Origin of the sequence: Acidiferrobacter sp. SPIII_3 (assembly GCF_003184265.1) — a bacterium.
Classification (GTDB): Bacteria; Pseudomonadota; Gammaproteobacteria; order Acidiferrobacterales; family Acidiferrobacteraceae; genus Acidiferrobacter.
Map to the genome: position 1 here is coordinate 2,171,829 of NZ_CP027663.1, position 17,514 is coordinate 2,189,342.

The window sequence follows — 17,514 nt, forward strand, 5'->3', positions numbered from 1 at the left end:
CATCGGTGTCGCCGGGTCAGAGGGGTGCGCCGCGGGCCGCCTCCAGGCGGGCGAGATGGGCGCGTGCCGCCTGAAGAAGCGCCGGTGCCAGGCCCCGGCGCTCGGCGATCGTCAGACCATGCGAGGAGCCGCTCTCGCCCACGACGAGTTCATAGGTCGGGGCCAGTCGTTCGTCGTCAAAACGCATGGTGGCATTGGTCAGGTAGGGATGGGCGGCGGCATAGCCCTTGAGGGGGCTCAGATGAGTCGTGATGACGCCGCGTACATGGCGGTGCGCCAGTTCATCGAGTACTGCCATGGCAAGCGCCGCGCCCTCCTCCGGATCGGTCCCGGTCCCAAGCTCATCCATCAGTACCAGCGTTTGGCCGTCGGCTTCGCTCAAGAGCCGTTTCAAGACCTCCACATGGCTTGCAAATGTCGACAGCTGGTGGAGAAGGCTCTGACGATCGCCGATGTCGACGATGACCCGGTGGAAACGACCGATCACGGCCTCCCCCTCGCCGGGGATGTGCAGCCCGCAATGGGCCATCGTCACAAGCAACCCCACGGTCTTTAGGACGACGGTCTTGCCGCCGGTATTGGGACCGGTCACAAGCAGCATGGGGTGGCTATCGTCGAGCGCGATCGAAAGCGGCACGGGGCAGGGACCGCGGCGGTCGGCGAAGGCCAGCAGCATGGCCGGATGGTACACGGCGCTAAGCCGCAAGAGCGGTTCCGGCACGAGTCGCGGGGCATGCGCGTTCATGTGAATGCTGAGGTGACCGGCGGCGAACGCGAGATCGATCCAGCTGACTGCCCCGAGCAGGGCCCAGAGGGCCTCAAGGGCAGCCGCGACCTCGGCGGTCAATTGCCGGCGCACGGCCAATTCCTCGGCATCGCGCCGTCCGGCGCAGGCCTCGAGGCGATTATTGGCAGCCACCGTCTCCAGGGGTTCCACGAGATAACGGCGCCCATGGCCGGCGGGTCCACGACGTACACCCTTGATGGTATCGGCGACCTGAGGGGCCACCGCCAGAAGGAGCCGTGATCCACTCGCGACAATGGCCTCATCGGCCTCATCGGTGACGCCGAGGGCCGCCAGGCGCTGTCTTAGCAAGTCCTCGACATCGGCGCGCCCCTTGCTGATCTCCTGGGCCAGCTCCGCGAGTCTCGGGCTCGCCGTGTCATTCACGCGCCCGCCCGGCGTCACCGCGGCATCCAGCTGCGCGAGCAGTTGCGGCGCGAGCACCAAAGCCCCTTCGTCGGGGTACAAGTCCGGATACTGCGCCCACAAGGCGCGCAGGCTCACACCCGCACGTATCAGTTGGGCGATATGGGCGAGCGCGGTCCCGGCCAACGCCGCGCGCGCCTGGCCGGCCTGGCGCAGGGCCGCACGGATATCCGGCAGGCGCGGCAAGACGGCCGCCCCCTGCTCGATGGCGCGCCGCGCGGCGGTCACCGCCCTTTGCAGGGCCTGGGCGGCGGCAATATCGGGGGCCGGGACCAGCGCGCGCGCGGCATCCGCCCCGTAAGGGGTGGCCGTCAAGCGCTCCAGGAGGCGTCGGACGGCGGCAAATTCCAAGGCGTCGAGATCAGCGTCCATATCGTCTCTCCCGGGAGGCTTACGACCGGATGTGGGCCACGTCGTCGCGCAGGTACACCGGCACCGCGGCACAGGCGCGCACGAACGCCGCGTGCTCATAGGCATCCTCGGCCAGCGCCAGGACCGCACGCGCCGTGGGTGAGCGGCCGGCGAAACGTAGCTCCGGCAATGTCTCCCCAAAACGACCCGTGTAATGGTCAATACCGCTACCGACCGCACAGTCTGTCCCCGGGGGACAGACCACCCGCCCCGGCGGGCCCACGCGCTCCTCCCCGCAGGTCACCACCAGACCCGTGGCCTCACGCCTGTAGAACCCGTAATAGACCTCGTCACGACGGGCATCGAGGGCCGCCAGCACCTGCCGCCCAGGGGCCTCCTGCGCGAGCGCCGCAAGCGACGAGACCGGAACGACCGGCAGGTCGCGCGCATACGCAAGCCCCTGGGCCATGGCCGCCGCCACGCGCAGACCGGTAAACGATCCGGGACCACGCCCGAAGGCGATCACATCTACGGCGCCGAGATCACATCGCAGGTCGGCGCACAAACCACGCAGCAGATCGAGTACGGTCTCGGCCCGCGCCGCACTATCGCGCAGCCCCCGCTCATGAACCACGCCATCGATTTTTAGGGCCACTGACACGAATGCGCTCGTGGTCTCGACTGCAAGCAGGTTCATGCCATCTCCCTGAACAGGTCGGCGAGGGCCCGATCCCATGAGGGCAGGCAGATCCCCAGGCGCTCCTTCAGACGAGCACCATCGAGGACCGAGTAGGCCGGACGATGCGCCGCGGTGGGATAATCGGCGGTCGTAATCGGCGATACCGCGACGGTCAACCCGAGCGATCGCACGATGGCCTCGGCAAAGCCGTGCCAGCTCGTCTGGCCATCGCACGCCGCGTGATAGAGCCCGGCGTTGTCTGCGGCTCGCGGGTGCGCCAGAATCGCGCGTGTCGCTTGCGCGAGGACGGTTACCGGCGTCGGGCTCCCATACTGGTCGGAGACGATGCGCAGCGGCCCGTTCGCGGCCAATCGCCGGACGGTCGTCAAAAAGTTTCGGCCCTCGCGGTCGTAGAGCCAGGCCGTGCGCAGGACAAAGGCCGTAAGGGGGCGCGCCAGCACCGCCTCCTCGCCCAGGCGCTTGGTCTCTCCATAGACATTGAGGGGAGCCGTAAGGTCGTCCTCCCGATAGGGGCGCCCCGCGGTTCCGTCGAAGACATAATCGGTCGAATAGTGCACAAGCCATGCCCCGACGGCCAGGGCGGCATCGGCCAGATGCCCGGGGGCATAGGCATTGATGCGCAGCGCCGTGTCACGCTCCGCCTCCGCCTTGTCGACGGCCGTATAGGCAGCGGCATTCACGATGACCCCGGGGCGCAGGCGCTGCACCGCGGCATGCACCGCGGTCTCGTCTCCGATATCACAGTCCGCGTGGCTTAAGGCATGCACGGGGCCCAGTCCGGCCAGGGCCTGCGCAAGCGCGCGACCGAGTTGGCCCTGGGCCCCGAACAGCGCGATACCCCGGCGGACTTCGCCAGCTTGCGCCATGGCCGCCCCCTCGTCACTCATGACAATGATTCCAAAAGTGGTGATCTCCCGCCAACGCCCCATGCGTGTCGCCAGACCCGTTCCCGCGGCCGACTCGCCATCGAGAGCGGCGATTATAGCAAACCCTGCGCGGCGGTCGCCATTTGACAGCCCCATGAGAAATTGGCAAAGTCGGGCGATGCGCATTCACCACCTGCCCGGCACCGATCTCGCCATTTCGGACATCGGCCTTGGCACCATGACCTTCGGCGAGCAGACAGACGAGGCGTGCGCGCACGCCCAGCTCGACTATGCGCTGTCCGAGGGCATCAACCTGTTTGATATGGCGGAGATGTACCCGGTGCCCGGACGCGCTGAGACCCAGGGCGCCACGGAGACGATCGTCGGGCGATGGCTCGCGCGACAGGCGCGCGACCGCGTAGTAATCGCCACCAAGGTCGCCGGGCCCTCGCGCGGCTTTCATTGGATCCGGGGCGGCCCGCTCGCCCTCGATCTCGCCAACATGCGCGCGGCGCTCGAGGCGAGCCTCAAGCGGCTGAAGACCGATTATGTCGACCTCTACCAGATTCACTGGCCATCGCGCCCCATTCCGCTATTTGGCGGCACGCAGTACGAGGCGCGAGATACCGCAGACAGGGCCGCGGAGATCGACGAGCAGCTTCAGGCGCTCGCCACGCTCGTGCGCGAAGGCAAGGTGCGTTACATCGGGCTCAGCAACGAGACCCCATGGGGGACACTGCGCTTTCTGGACGCCGCCCGGCGTCTTGGCCTGCCCCAAATCGTGACCATTCAAAACGCCTACAACGTCCTGAATCGGACCTTCGAGTCGGGGCTTGCCGAGGTGTGCCATCGCGAGCGCCTGGGGCTTTTGGCCTACAGCCCGCTCGCCTTTGGCATACTCACCGGCAAATACCGCGGGCGCAGCGATCCGCAGGCGCGCCTGAATCGCTTCCCGGAATTCAGTCCTCGCTATCGCAAGCCGGCCATCGAACCGGCCGTGGACGCTTACGCGCGTATTGCCGAGAATTTCGGCCTGTCGCTCGGGGCCTTGGCACTCGGCTTCGTGCGCTCGCGTTTCTTCACCGCCTCCACCCTGCTTGGTGCGCGCACCGTGGAGCAACTGAAGGAAAACATCGTGCACGCCAAGGTCGTGCTGTCGCCCGAGGCGCTCGCCGCCATCGAAGAGGTCCACCTGAAATCCCCCAATCCGGCCCCCTGACACGCCGTTACATCAGGCCAGCGACGATGTTGATGGTGAGCGCCAGGATCAAGGTGTTGAAGGCAAACGACAGCACGCCATGCAGCAAGGCCGCGCGCCGCACGCCATGCGAGGTGATGGCCACGTCCGAGACCTGCGAGGTCATGCCGATGACAAACGAGAAATACAGAAAATCCATGTAGTGCGGCAGGGCCGATCCCGGAAAGTGCATTCCCCCGTCGTCACGCACGCCATCTGGCACCGCGCGCCCCCGGTAATAACCGTGCGCGTAATGAAAGGCAAAAAGCGTGTGGACGACCAACCACGACCCGGTAATGGCCGAGACCGCGAGCGCCAGATAGAAGACCTTCTCCGAGGCGGACGCGCCCTTCACGTAACTCAGCAAAAACAGGATGGCAAAAACACTCGCACAGGCCGCGAGCAGCGCCATCGAAAGCAGCGCGAGCCCGCTTTGATCCTGATCGACCGTGCTGCGGCAGGTCTCCCGGGCGTCGGCAAACACCATCACCATCCCCGCCAGGATCAAAAACGTGAGGCACGCCGCATCCCAGCCGAGCAACAGCCGGATGTCAGTGAGATGCTGCGGCGGGACGCTCATGAACACCGCAGCCCCCACGAGCACCGATGCCGCAAGGCGCCGGCGGGCCCCGAGAGCCCGTACGGCGCGCATGAACGCCCGCGACACGGCCGCTCTTAAGAGGTCTTGCCCTGACCCAAAAGCGTCTTGATCGGTAACGCGTACATCCAACCGAAGTTGCTGCCGATCAGATAGGTGTCCCCCATCACCACGCCGTTCTGAGGACCGAAGCCGCCATGGTGGGTCATATACTTGGACAGGACCTTCCCGGTCTTGCGGTTTAGCACGAAGATTGCGCCGTTACCCACGGGAAAGATCACATCCGAACCCGTCACGCTGGGCGCGGCCTTCATCTTGATCTTGAGAGGCGTATGCCAGAGCACCTTGCCGGTCTTTAGTTGCACGGCGTAAGCCGTGGCGGTCACGGGGCTTCCGGTATAGATCGTTCCGCCCACGATCATGGGCACGGCGTCCTTGTTGCGTGGCGGCACCTTGCCGACCCCAAGCGTCGTCTGCCACAGGATTTTGCCGGTCTTGGCATCGAGCGCGATCTCCACGCTCTTTGCGCGGCGATGGCCCTTGGCCTTGCGCTCGAACTGGGTGACCACGATGCCGCGAGACTGCGCCGGGGCACAATCGCCCATGCTGCTCGAAAAGACCGCCTGGGGGGCCGTGCGCCATACAAGCTTCCCGGTCTTGGCGTTTACGGCATAAAGGGCACTCGGATGGGTGCCCCCCATGATGACGAGATCATGGTAGACCGTGGCGGACGACATGCTCACGAACGACTTGATGGGGACGCGCCATTTGAACTTGCCGGTGGCGGCATTGAGCCCGTAGATGTGTCCGTCCCCATTACCAAAGACCAGCGTTCCATCGTCGATCGCGGGCGTTGGCATGTCCTCGCCTTTGGTATGATAGACCCAGGCGAGCTTGCCGGTGGCGGCATGCACGGCGTAGATGCCGCTGATGTCGGTCCCGCGCACGATGCGTGCGCCCTTGTGCGCGAATTTCACCGCCTGCGTATAGCTGAAGGTGGAGTTCCCTCCGCCCACATACACAAGCTTCTTGGGACCGCGCCCGGCCACGAGCGGGGTCGTCATGATCTGGTTTAATGCATTGAACTTCCAGAGCATATGCCCGTCTGATCCGTCGAGGGCGTATAGAAAGCCATCGTCGTCTGCGACATACACCTGGCCGTCAACGACCGATGCCCCGATGGGAATGCCGACCAGATCGCGCACCGCCGTGATACTGACGTAGGTCCGCTTGATGGCGGGCTTTTTCATGCCCTTCGGGACGGCCTCAGGGACATGAAAGACCCAATGCACGGGCTCGCCGGCAGTCCCCTGCGCTGTCTTGTAGCGCGCATCGTGGGCGGCGTTGAGCCCATAAAGCGGCCACGCATGGGGTGATGCGAGCGCCGTCTTGGCCGATGAACTCGCGGCGTGCGATGTCTTATGACTGCATCCCGACAGCAAGGCAAGCGCTGCCAAGCCGGCAACAACAGATGGACGTATAGCGGGTCGTGCTTCCATATCCCTGATTCCTCCCGGAACTCTTGTGTGGGACTGCATCGAATGCCAAACCCTAGGCGATAGGTGGCGCGCGGTCAAGGGACATGAATCCGAGAGCCACGCGCCCACTGGGGGCCATGCTATCATGGCGACGGGAGCGGCCCCGGCACGGTCCAGGGGGTCGGATACCATAAGCGGTCACAACCAAAGCCCCGGAGCCCAGTTCAGAAATGGAACGGTTTAATCTTGCATTCTTTCGCGGTGCATGGCGCATCACCGCGCCCTACTGGAAGTCCGAAGAGCGCTGGTCAGCCTACGGGCTGCCCGCGGTCGTCGTCGGCTTGAGCCTGGGACTCGTCTACATCAACGTCCTCATAACAGAGTGGTACAATGGCTTCTACGACGCCCTCCAGCACTATAACGAAACCGCCTTCTGGGCCGACATGCTGCGCTTTTCATGGCTTGCGGGGCTTTATATTGCCGGCTATGTGTATCAGCTTTATCTGGGCGAAATGCTTCAGATCCGCTGGCGGCGCTGGATGACGCACCACTACCTCAAGGACTGGCTGAGCGACCGCGCCTATTATCGCATGCAGCTTTTGAGCGACGGTACCGACAACCCTGATCAGCGTATTGCAGATGACATCAGCGCATTCATTCGCGGCATCCTGAAGCTTGGTCTCGGTCTTTTGAGCTCGGTCGTGACCATCGCCTCCTTCATCACGATGCTCTGGATACTATCGAACCGCCTGACGATCCCAATAGATGGGCAGAAATGGGAGATTCCGGGTTATCTCGTGTGGGCCGCGCTCATCTATTCCGTGGCCGGGACCTGGATCATGCTCAAACTGGGCCGGCCCTTGATCGGCTTGAGCTTCAATCAGCAACGGTTCGACGCGGACTTTCGTTTCAATCTCGTGCGTGTGCGCGAGAACACCGAGAGCATCGCACTCTATGGCGGCGAGGACCAGGAACACAAGGGCCTGGGGGAGCGCTTTGCGTCCATCTTCCGCAACTATTGGGCGATCATGCGCCGGCAGAAGATCATCAATTGGTTCTCGGCCGGATACGGACAGGCGGCCATCATCTTCCCTTTTCTCGTGGCCGCGCCGAGCTTTTTCGCAAAGCAGATCCAGTTGGGCCTCGTCATGCAGATCTCGTCGGCCTTCCAGCAGGTGCAGGGGGGGCTCTCCTACATTGTCACGATCTACCCCGACCTCGCCGCATGGCATGCGGTCGTGGACCGACTCACGGGCTTTAGCGAACACATGGCCGAGGTCCGAGGCGTTGCCACCGACATCAATGCCATCGCCCAAGAGACCGCCGACAAGCTCCAGCTTCAGTCGGTGAGTCTCCATGTCCCCGATGGCCGCCCGCTGCTCTCGGATCTGTCGCTGTCGGTGGAACCGGGAGAGACCATGCTGCTGACGGGGCCATCCGGAAGCGGGAAGAGCACACTGATCCGGGCGCTCGCCGGCATCTGGCCGTTTGGAAGCGGCCGGATCGTGGCGCCGCCCAAGAATTCCTCACTCTTTCTGCCCCAAAAACCCTACCTGCCCCTGGGGACCTTGCGCGACGTCCTCCTCTACCCTCATGGGCAGTCGGACACCACGAATGACACCCTGACCGAGGCGCTCACGGCAGTGGGGCTCCCGCGCCTCATCCCACAGTTGGATGAACAAAAGCCCTGGCCGCTCATCTTGTCGCTGGGCGAGCAACAGCGCATCGCGTTTGCGCGCATCCTTCTGCAAAAACCCCAGTGGATCTACATGGATGAAGCGACATCGGCGCTCGACGAGGCCGCCGAGGGTGAACTCTACACGCTGCTACGCCACCGTCTGCCAAATAGCACGGTGGTAAGCGTTGGCCACCGATCGGCGCTGAACGCCTACCACAAGACGCGCCTGCAGCTAACCGGGAACGGTGCTTGGCAGGTCATCCCGGCCGGCGCTTGAGGTCCGCGCCATGCGCACGAAGGCCTCGCGCAGCCCCTTGGCGTCACGCACCGGGGCGTCGAAATCGATGCGCAGCCGGCCGCCACGGGTGGCGATATCAAAGCCCTCCGGATCGATGCCGATGAGGCGCGGCTCGGCTTCCTCCACGCCCATCGCCCGGCAGTAGCGGATGAGGGCGTCCCTATGGTCGGCGTTCATATGGATCACGGCTCCGCTCTCCGCCGCCACCAGTTCCGCGTCGAATGACTCGCGCGGCAACCGGTAATCTTCCCCGCGTACCCAGTGAATATCGCCAAAACCGCCGATGAACCGCACGCGCTCGATGGACACTTGATAGAAACGGAAATCGTGGATCGCAAAATATTCCCGGGCCTGCGGCAGATAACGCAAATAGCGGTCTCGCAGGGCCTCATCGCCCTCGATCACCGTCGCCCGCCCCATGAGGGTCGCCCGCCCTGACTGCTGGATATCGGGCTTCTCGTCCTCCCAAGCCAGCAGGCTTACGCGGCCATCCCGCAGGATATTGCGGCTATGCTGGGCCAGATCGGACAACAACAGGATCGGGTTCCCCTCGAAATCCAGGATATAAGGGGCCACGGACCCGAACGGCCACCCATCCATATCCGCGGACAAGGTCGACAGGATCCCGTTGCTGTGGGTACGCACCAACAGACGCACATCGCGGACTGCCTTGCGGTAGTTTTCACTCATGGCGGCCATTCTAGCAAAGGCCTCCGGAAAATTGACCAATTCCGTGCTTTTCCGTAAACTCACCGGCACCGGGCGATTAGCTCAGCGGTAGAGCACTGCCTTCACACGGCAGGGGTCAGTGGTTCGATCCCACTATCGCCCACCATAAAATCAAGGACTTACGAACACCCATTGTCTTATCCTCCCAGAGTTTGGGAAACTGGTGGGAAAATCAGTCACCAGCAGGGGTGTTCGTGGCCAGTTTTGAGAAGCGATCCGGCAATTGGCGGGCCATCGTTCAAAGGCAAGGGCATGGGCGCCTGACCCGGACCTTCGACACCAAGGCTCAAGCTGAGGCCTGGGCGGCCACCATCGAATCCGAAATCGCGCGCGGTCTGTTTGTCTCCCGGACCGAAGCCGAAAACACCACCCTTGGTGACCTCCTCGACCGCTATGAGCGCGAGATCGTGTTCGCTAAAAAGGGCGCTCAGATCGAACGCTATCGCCTCAACCGATTCCGAGAAAGTCCCCTTGCCCACCGGTCGATCGCCTCGATCCGCGGGACCGATCTCGCCCTCTGGCGGGATCAGCGGCTCAGAGAGGTATCCCCAGCCACAGTAGGACGCGAGATGAATATCTTGGGCCATGTCTTCGAGACCGCCCGCAAAGAATGGGGCATCGCGCTCGTAAACCCCGTTCGCGATATTCGTCGACCTCCCGCCCCTAATGCGCGAACCCGGCGTTTGGTGGACGATGAGCAAGCCCGCCTCGTGGCCGCCGCTCACACATACGGCGGTGAAATCGGCGCCCTCATTACCTGGGCTATCGAAACGGCCATGCGCCGCGGGGAGATCGCCGCGATGCGCTGGGAGCATCTCGACCGAAAGGATCGGGTGTTGCTAATACCGGAAACCAAAAACGGCACGCCGCGCCAAGTGCCACTATCCACGGCCGCGCTCGCGGTCCTGGATGCGCTGCCCAGGCGCCTGGATGGCCGCGTGTGGAGTATGCGTCCCGATTCGATCTCGCAGGCCTTCGAGCGGGTCTGTAAGGCTGCCGGCATCGAGGGGCTGACCTTCCATGACCTGCGCCATGAGGCGACCAGCCGGTTTTTCGAGCAGGGCTTCAATCCCATGGAGGTCGCCAGCATCACTGGCCATAAGACCCTGCAGATGCTTAAACGATACACGCATCTCCGGGCCGCGGATCTGGCGAAACGCATAAAATAGCAGCGGCCGCTAATGAACCTTGTATACTCACTTGCAGAGAATATCCAGGCGCGCCGACGCGGGGCCGTGCCACACAATAGGCCAAATGGACCATGAATGTCGTAGAAATTGAAGCGGCAGTATCCGAGTTAGCGCTTCAGCCTTTTGACAGGGAGGAGTTTTCGTTCGCCTTTCTAAAGGCCTTCGGCAATAAGGAAACCACCATCACCCGATTGCGTAAGGGTGAAACCAACGCCTCTGACGTGGCAAGCGGCGTGCTCCAACGCAACAATATCCATCTGGCGACCTGTGAAACAGGCACCGTAAACGCCACGTTAAAGGCGCTGCGCGAGAGCCCCAAGACTATCTCCGCTAAGGCCAAGTTCATCTTGGCCACCGATGGCCAGACATTGGAGGCAGAAGACCTCACCAGTGGCGAAACCATCGCGTCGGCCTATCCCGATTTCCCCCAGTACTTCGGCTTTTTCCTGCCGCTAGCCGGCATCTCTACCATCAAGGAGATCAAGGACAACCCGATCGATGTGCGAGCGACCGGACGGCTCAATAAGCTCTATGTGGAGTTGCTGAAGGATAACCCCGAGTGGGCGACCGAAGCGCGTCGTCACGATATGAATCACTTCATGGCGCGTCTCATCTTCTGCTTCTTTGCGGAGGATACGGATATCTTCCCCGGTGGCAAGCTGTTTACCCATACTATTGAGCAGATGGCCGAGCGTGATGGCAGCAACACCCACGAAGTGCTTGGCACATTGTTTCGGGCAATGAACATCAAACATGCCGAGCGGATGTCTGTAGGGCTACCCCGCTGGACCACGGAATTCCCCTACGTCAACGGGGGGCTGTTTTCCGGCAATACCGACGTACCCCGCTTCTCGCGAATAGCCCGCGTCTACTTGCTGCACGCCGGCCAACAACTCAACTGGGCGCAGATCAATCCCGACATCTTCGGCTCGATGATTCAGGCCGTGGCAGATGAGAACGAGCGCGACGCCCTGGGCATGCACTACACCAGCGTCCCCAATATCCTGAAGGTTCTGAACCCGCTCTTTCTTGACGACCTGCGCGCACAACTCGCCACAGCAGGCAACAACCCGCGCCAGCTGCTTAACTTGCGCAAACGCTTGGCGAAAATCCGTGTATTTGACCCCGCCTGCGGATCGGGCAACTTTCTGGTAATTGCCTACAAAGAGATGCGCGCTATTGAAGCGGAGATCAACCGGCGACGCGGTGAACCCGATCTGCGCACAACGATCCCGCTCACCAACTTCCGCGGGATTGAGTTACGCGATTTCGCAGCCGAGATTGCCCGCCTGGCACTCGTTATTGCGGAGTACCAGTGTGATGTGCTTTATCGCGGCCAGAGACTCGCACTTACCGAATTCCTGCCGCTGGACGCCCAGAACTGGATTACTTGTGGCAATGCGCTGCAACTGGATTGGCTCAGTATCTGCCCGCCTACAGGTAGCGGTGTCAGAGTGGTTTCTGATGATTTATTTCAGACACCCCTTGATCAAGCCGAGATTGATTTTGAGAACGAGGGTGGTGAGACGTACATCTGTGGCAATCCGCCATATAGAGGTAGCAAGTGGCAAACGGATGCACAGAAGGCAGACATGTTCAAAGTTTTTGATGGACTGACAAAGGGATGGAGATCTTTAGATTATGTGGCCGCTTGGTTCATGAAAGCTGCCGACTATGGCACAAGGACCAAAACGGCAACAGCCTTTGTATCCACTAACTCTATATGTCAAGGACAGCAAGTTCCGATTCTTTGGCCACTGATTTTTGCGACACGTAATAAAATCGCATTCGCGTATACTTCGTTCAAATGGGCCAATTTGGCAAGCTACAATGCGGGCGTTACTGTAGTAATCGTGGGTATATCCTGCGAATCCAATAATACAAGGCGTCTCTTTTCAGCCAATGAGGATGGCGGCTCTGCGGTGAGGGACGTTGGGAATATAAATGCTTATTTGGTGGCAGCGCCGAATATTGAAGTACAGCCACGTTCAGGGCCTATGCAAGACTTGGTTGCAATGCAATTCGGTAGTCATCCGTATTACGGAGCAGCCTTGATCTTTTCGAATGACGAAGCCCGACGAATGATACATAGATCACCGGACGCGGCCCGTTTCATTCGGCCACTATATGGCTCCAAAGAGTTTATTAATTCTGCACCGCGCTCTTGCCTCTGGATACAGGACAACGAAGTGGACCAGGCTATAGCCATCCCGTCTATTGCTATGAAATTGGCCGATGTGACCAAAGCCCGGCGTGCAGCATCAAAAGACATCACCGCTCAAAAACTTGCGGAAACCCCTTATAGATTCCGCGAACAGATTACAGCCAAACAATATGTTTTGATAGTTCCGCGAGTCAGTTCCGAAAATAGACCATTTTTGCCAGTGGGTTTGTTGGAGCCTAATTGCATCATACAAGAGAAAGCTTTTGCCATGTACGACGCCCCTCTCTGGAACATGGCCCTTATCGCTTCCCGCCTCCATTGGGTCTGGATTGGTACGGTTTGCGTTAGGATGAGAACGGATTTCTCCTACTCCAACACCCTCGGCTGGAACACCTTCCCCGTGCCGCTGCTGACCGAACAAAACAAGACTGACCTCACCCGTTGTGCGGAAGATATTCTGCTGGCCCGCGAGGCGCATTTCCCGGCCACCATTGCCGATCTCTACGACCCAGACCAGATGCCGGAGAACCTGCGTCGTGCCCATGAGCGCAATGACGAAGTGCTCGAACGCATTTACATCGGCCGCCGCTTCCGTAACGATACCGAACGCTTGGAGAAATTGTTTGATCTATATGCCAAGATGACGGGGGGCCGAGGGGCCACTCAAACGACCAGGAAGACTGTCTCATGACCGCCACGGACAACCCCACTAACCAATACACGGTCCCGTCGGTGTCGATTGCGACCCATCGCAGCGGCGCTTCAAGCAAGACCAATGCGCTCGGCATGCGGCCGATGCAGGAGCGCGCCTATGCCAAGCGCGGTGAACAATACCTCCTTATCAAGTCGCCCCCGGCGTCGGGGAAGTCCCGTGCCTTGATGTTCATTGCGCTCGACAAGCTGCACAACCAGGGACTGAAGCAAGCCATCATCGTCGTGCCCGAGCGCGCGATCGGCGGGAGCTTCTCCGATGAACCCCTGAGTCAGAGCGGGTTTTTTTGGGACTGGGTCGTAAAACCCCAATGGAACCTGTGCAATGCCCCGGGCGCCGATGAAACCCGGTTCGCCCGCTCCAAGGTCCGGGCCGTAGGTGAATTCCTGGCAAGCAACGACCCCCTTCTGGTCTGCACCCACGCGACCTTCCGCTTTGCCGTCGACGATCTCGGTGTGGAGGCCTTTGATGGTCGGCTGATCGCGGTGGATGAGTTTCATCACATCAGCAGCCACCCGGACAATCGACTGGGCAGCCAGTTGGGACAATTTATGGCCCGCGACCAGGCGCATATCGTGGCGATGACGGGCTCCTACTTCCGGGGCGATGCGGCGGCGGTGCTGGCGCCGCCCGATGAGGCGCGCTTTGAGACCGTCACCTACACCTACTACGAGCAGCTCAACGGCTACCAGTACCTCAAATCACTCGATATCGGCTACTTCTTCTACACGGGCCGCTATCTGGACGCGATCATGAAGGTGCTCGATCCGTCCCTGAAGACTATCGTGCATATCCCGAACGTGAACTCGCGCGAGAGCCTAAAAGACAAGCATAAGGAGGTCGAGGAAATCATGGACGCCCTCGGCACCTGGAAGGGAGTGGATCCAGTGACCGGGTTTCACCACATCGAGCGGCCGGCAGACCAAGGCGGGGGCATCATCAAGGTGGCAGACCTCGTGGACGATGGGGACCCCGCCAAGCGCTCCCAGGTGCTGGCTGCCTTGAAGGATCCACGGCAGCGGGGGAACCGGGACCACGTGGATATCATTATCGCGCTCGGCATGGCCAAGGAAGGGTTTGACTGGATCTGGTGCGAGCATGCCTTGACCATCGGCTACCGCAGTAGCTTGACCGAGATCGTCCAGATCATCGGCCGCGCCACCCGCGATGCGCCCGGCAAGGAGAGGGCCCGCTTTACCAATCTGATCGCCGAACCCGACGCCGCCGAGGCCGCCGTAGTCGAGGCCATCAACGATACCCTCAAGGCCATTGCCGCCAGCCTCTTGATGGAGCAGGTCTTGGCGCCGCGCTTTGAGTTTACGCCGAAGAATGCCGGCCCTCAGGCGGACTTTGACTACGGGCCGGATGGGTATGTAGCCGGCGGCACCAATGTCGGGGTCAATGAGTCCACCGGTCAGTACCATGTCGAGATCGGGGGGCTTACGATGCCCAAAAGCCCAGAGGCCACCCGTATCTGCCGCGAGGACCTAAACGAGGTCATCACGGCATTCGTACAAGACAAATCCGCTTTGGAGCGCGGCCTCTTTGACCAGGAGAACACGCTGCCCGAGGAATTGACGCAGTTGCGCATGGGTAAGATCGTGCGCGAGCGCTATCCGGAGTTGAGTGAGGCGGATCAGGAGGCGGTCCGTCAGCATGCGGTGGCGACTTTGAATATTACCCAGCAGGCCAAGCAACAGATGGCCCTCGCCGGCGCCGCCGGTTCTGAGGACAAAGGCAGCATGGCCCTGATTCAAGGCGTGCGACGGTTTGTGAACGTACGCGACCTCGACATCGATCTTATTGACCGCATCAATCCTTTCGAGGCGGCCTATGCCGTCCTCGCCAAGGCCATGGATGAGAAGACGCTCCGCCAGGTGCAGACCACGATCGCCGCTAAGCGTGTCGCCATCCCTTATGACGAGGCTCGGGAGCTGGCGCAACGCGCGCTCCAATTCAAGCAGGAACGAGGGCGACCGCCGCACATCCAGGCACAGGATGCCTGGGAGCGGCGCATGGCCGAAGGCGTTGCGGCGTTGGCGCGTTTTCGCGCCCAGCAAAAGGCCGCTGCGGAGCCTGGGGGGGGGTAATGATGCCTGACTTATCCGATGACGAACTGCTCGATGCCCTGGGTGTCGATGCCTCCCCGGCTCCGGCGGGGCGGTATACGCCCCGCGAGGAGCGCCTCATCGCCGGGTTCGAAGACATCCTGCGGTTCTACGAAACACACAAACGCGCGCCGCAGCACGGGGAAGCGCGCGATATCTTCGAACGCCTGTATGCGGTGCGCCTTGAGCGCCTTCGCGCCCTGCCGGAGGCGCACGAGCTTCTGGCGGCCCGGGACATTCACGGCCTTTTGGCGCCCGTACCGGGCCATGGGGCACCCCCGGTTGGGGCGCTCGATGACGACGCGCTGCTTACTGAGCTGGGCGTCGCCGCCTCGGACGAAGGGGATATTACGGTCCTCAAGCATGTCCGCTCCCAAGAGGATCGGCGCGTCGCAGACGAGGTCGCAGACCGCACGCCCTGTCAGGATTTCGCGCGCTTCAAGCCCCTATTCGCCCAAGTTCAAAGCAACCTAAAGACCGGCGCGCGCCAGACATTGCCTTTCGGCAAGGAGGGGGCCAACATCCTCGAAGGGGATTTCTTTATTCTGGCCGGCCAACTCGTCTACGTCGCCGACGTGGGCGATCCCATCAAGACCTCTATCGGCAAAAATGATGCCCGTTTGCGGGTGATCTATGCCAACGGCACCGAGAGCAATCTCCTGCGCAGATCGCTACAGCGTGCTCTTTATAAGGACGACACCGGGCGACGGGTGACACCGGAACCCGACCCCGGCCCGGTGTTCAGCGAGATATGGGAAGCAGACGACATTGAAAGCGGCACGATCTATGTACTGCGCAGCCTCTCCGCTCACCCTTTCATCGCCGAACATCGCGAATTGATTCACAAGATCGGCGTCACCGGCGGCAAGGTGGAGACCCGTATCGCGCACGCCGCGCACGATGCCACCTACCTGCTTGCCGACGTGGAAGTGGTCGCCAGCTACAAGCTCTCCGGGATCAATCGCTCGAAGCTGGAGGCCCTCTTCCACCGTATTTTTGCTGCGGCACAGCTCGACCTGACCATCCAGGACCGGTTCGGAAATCCGGTGCGCCCACGGGAGTGGTTTCTTGTACCGCTCCCGGTTATCGACGAAGCGGTCGCGCGCATTCGTGATGGCTCCATTACTGAGGTCATCTACGATCCAAAGAGTGCGCGATTGGTCGCATCAACAACTGTTACGGAGCGTTGACATTATGATTCGCGGGAACGCACCCAAAAATACAGACTGGAAGGCTCACCGAACCCGTCTTTATCTCGGAGGCGGCCTGGGGACGGTCTTCATCTTATTGTGGATTGCTGATTCTCTTTCCAACGCTATAAATGCCCTCGTGGCCACCGGCACTCTCGGCATGGCCTACTTCTCCTTTGTGCTCAATCGCCAAGCCATAGCGACCGAGCGGCGCCGCATTAAGCCACTGTGTTATTGTGAACCGGCGCCGGACCGAGCACATCTGGCACGATACGGGGTAGCACCCAAAGCGTATTTCTATCAGAAGAAAGACGGGAAAGAGATTACGGACCACCAAGACACGGACGCCCCTCTCCTCTTTCGAGCCTGGATTGTGAACGGGGGCACCGGCCCAGCCTGCAATGTTCGCCTCTGTTTGGGATCGGCGCATTTGCCGACAGCGGACGGACATATGTGGGTTTGGACGGAACTCATACCCGTAGCGCCGGTCATCATTCCGTCCGTAACACCCTGGATGTTTACCTACGAATTTACAAGCGTCAATGTACCGCCGTCAGGGGAACAAAAACGGTTGGGTGGCGAATCGAGTTCCATTCGGGGGTTTGTGGCGGACCTATGCAACAATGTTTCTGCGATCCATCTCCAATACGAGGACATTGAAGGCAACATCTACCATTCCTCGCTCTCCTTATTGACGCGTACGGGATCGATTCATGATCCCGATGACAAAAAGTTCCAAGGCCACGAGCCGATGACGCGTTTCAGCGATGGAAAAATACCTATGCATCCTTGGTATACGGAGCCACTTCCAGGTTTGGAAGTGGCCATACAGCTCGATCGCAACATACACGGCGAATGCGGACCGCTTTATGAGGCGCCCCATGCGGGGCTTTGAATTCCGATAGAGGCCCCGGGCCTCGCGGTAACGCCCCTCGATGATGGCCGCCTAGGTATGTACCTTATTGTAATTCCCGCTACAGTGGCGTTTATCATAAGATCCTACGA

General features: G+C 61.2%; 13 protein-coding genes and 1 tRNA gene. 8 read left to right on the forward strand and 6 right to left on the reverse strand.

Annotated features, from left to right (window positions below):
* Positions 1–16: 16 nt before the first annotated feature.
* The 3 genes from C4901_RS10960 to rfbD are packed head-to-tail and all read right to left on the reverse strand — an operon-like array spanning position 17 to position 3,283.
* On the reverse strand, positions 17–1,582 hold the full coding sequence (locus tag C4901_RS10960) for a DNA mismatch repair protein MutS (protein ID WP_110137361.1): 1,566 nt from the start codon (positions 1,580–1,582) through the stop codon (positions 17–19).
* 19 nt (positions 1,583–1,601) lie between these two features.
* Positions 1,602–2,258: a tRNA (adenosine(37)-N6)-threonylcarbamoyltransferase complex dimerization subunit type 1 TsaB gene (tsaB, locus tag C4901_RS10965; RefSeq protein WP_168185686.1), complete on the reverse strand. Its 657-nt coding sequence runs from the start codon at positions 2,256–2,258 to the stop codon at positions 1,602–1,604.
* Positions 2,255–3,283: a dTDP-4-dehydrorhamnose reductase gene (rfbD, locus tag C4901_RS10970; protein ID WP_205735956.1), complete on the reverse strand. Its 1,029-nt coding sequence runs from the start codon at positions 3,281–3,283 to the stop codon at positions 2,255–2,257. Before rfbD ends, tsaB begins: the two co-directional genes overlap by 4 nt.
* A gap of 22 nt (positions 3,284–3,305) precedes the next feature.
* Between rfbD and C4901_RS10975 the strand changes: the two genes are divergently transcribed.
* Complete coding sequence (locus C4901_RS10975; protein WP_110137363.1) at positions 3,306–4,346, forward strand: aldo/keto reductase; 1,041 nt, start codon at positions 3,306–3,308, stop codon at positions 4,344–4,346.
* Between the two features lie 7 nt (positions 4,347–4,353).
* Here C4901_RS10975 and C4901_RS10980 read toward each other — a convergent pair whose 3' ends face one another.
* On the reverse strand, positions 4,354–5,031 hold the full coding sequence (locus tag C4901_RS10980) for a DUF1345 domain-containing protein (RefSeq protein ID WP_110137364.1): 678 nt from the start codon (positions 5,029–5,031) through the stop codon (positions 4,354–4,356).
* A gap of 8 nt (positions 5,032–5,039) precedes the next feature.
* Positions 5,040–6,461: a PQQ-binding-like beta-propeller repeat protein gene (locus tag C4901_RS10985; RefSeq protein WP_168185687.1), complete on the reverse strand. Its 1,422-nt coding sequence runs from the start codon at positions 6,459–6,461 to the stop codon at positions 5,040–5,042.
* 209 nt (positions 6,462–6,670) lie between these two features.
* Here C4901_RS10985 and C4901_RS10990 point away from each other — a divergent pair, with 209 nt between their 5' ends.
* Positions 6,671–8,395, forward strand: coding sequence for an ABC transporter ATP-binding protein/permease (locus C4901_RS10990; protein ID WP_110137366.1), 1,725 nt, complete (start codon positions 6,671–6,673; stop codon positions 8,393–8,395).
* On the opposite strand, the gene C4901_RS10995 is transcribed toward C4901_RS10990, so the two are convergent.
* Positions 8,351–9,106: a HugZ family protein gene (locus C4901_RS10995; RefSeq protein ID WP_110138624.1), complete on the reverse strand. Its 756-nt coding sequence runs from the start codon at positions 9,104–9,106 to the stop codon at positions 8,351–8,353. The genes C4901_RS10990 and C4901_RS10995 overlap by 45 nt on opposite strands.
* A gap of 70 nt (positions 9,107–9,176) precedes the next feature.
* On the opposite strand from C4901_RS10995, the gene C4901_RS11000 reads away from it, so the two are divergent.
* The 6 genes from C4901_RS11000 (at position 9,177) to C4901_RS17310 (ending at position 17,404) form a co-directional block, all read left to right on the forward strand.
* Positions 9,177–9,251: transfer RNA gene (locus tag C4901_RS11000), tRNA-Val, on the forward strand.
* Positions 9,252–9,339: 88 nt separating this feature from the next.
* On the forward strand, positions 9,340–10,314 hold the full coding sequence (locus C4901_RS11005) for a site-specific integrase (protein WP_110137367.1): 975 nt from the start codon (positions 9,340–9,342) through the stop codon (positions 10,312–10,314).
* A 92-nt stretch (positions 10,315–10,406) separates the two neighbouring features.
* Positions 10,407–13,190: a DNA methyltransferase gene (locus tag C4901_RS11010; protein ID WP_110137368.1), complete on the forward strand. Its 2,784-nt coding sequence runs from the start codon at positions 10,407–10,409 to the stop codon at positions 13,188–13,190.
* On the forward strand, positions 13,187–15,301 hold the full coding sequence (locus C4901_RS11015; RefSeq protein WP_110137369.1) for a DEAD/DEAH box helicase: 2,115 nt from the start codon (positions 13,187–13,189) through the stop codon (positions 15,299–15,301). Before C4901_RS11010 ends, C4901_RS11015 begins: the two co-directional genes overlap by 4 nt.
* Before the next feature lie 2 nt (positions 15,302–15,303).
* Positions 15,304–16,509 carry a GIY-YIG nuclease family protein gene (locus tag C4901_RS11020; RefSeq protein ID WP_110138625.1) on the forward strand — a complete coding sequence of 402 codons (1,206 nt, stop codon included), beginning with the start codon at positions 15,304–15,306 and terminating at the stop codon, positions 16,507–16,509.
* A gap of 4 nt (positions 16,510–16,513) precedes the next feature.
* Positions 16,514–17,404, forward strand: a complete 891-nt coding sequence (locus C4901_RS17310) for a hypothetical protein (protein ID WP_145960700.1) — start codon at positions 16,514–16,516, stop codon at positions 17,402–17,404.
* Positions 17,405–17,514: the final 110 nt, after the last annotated feature.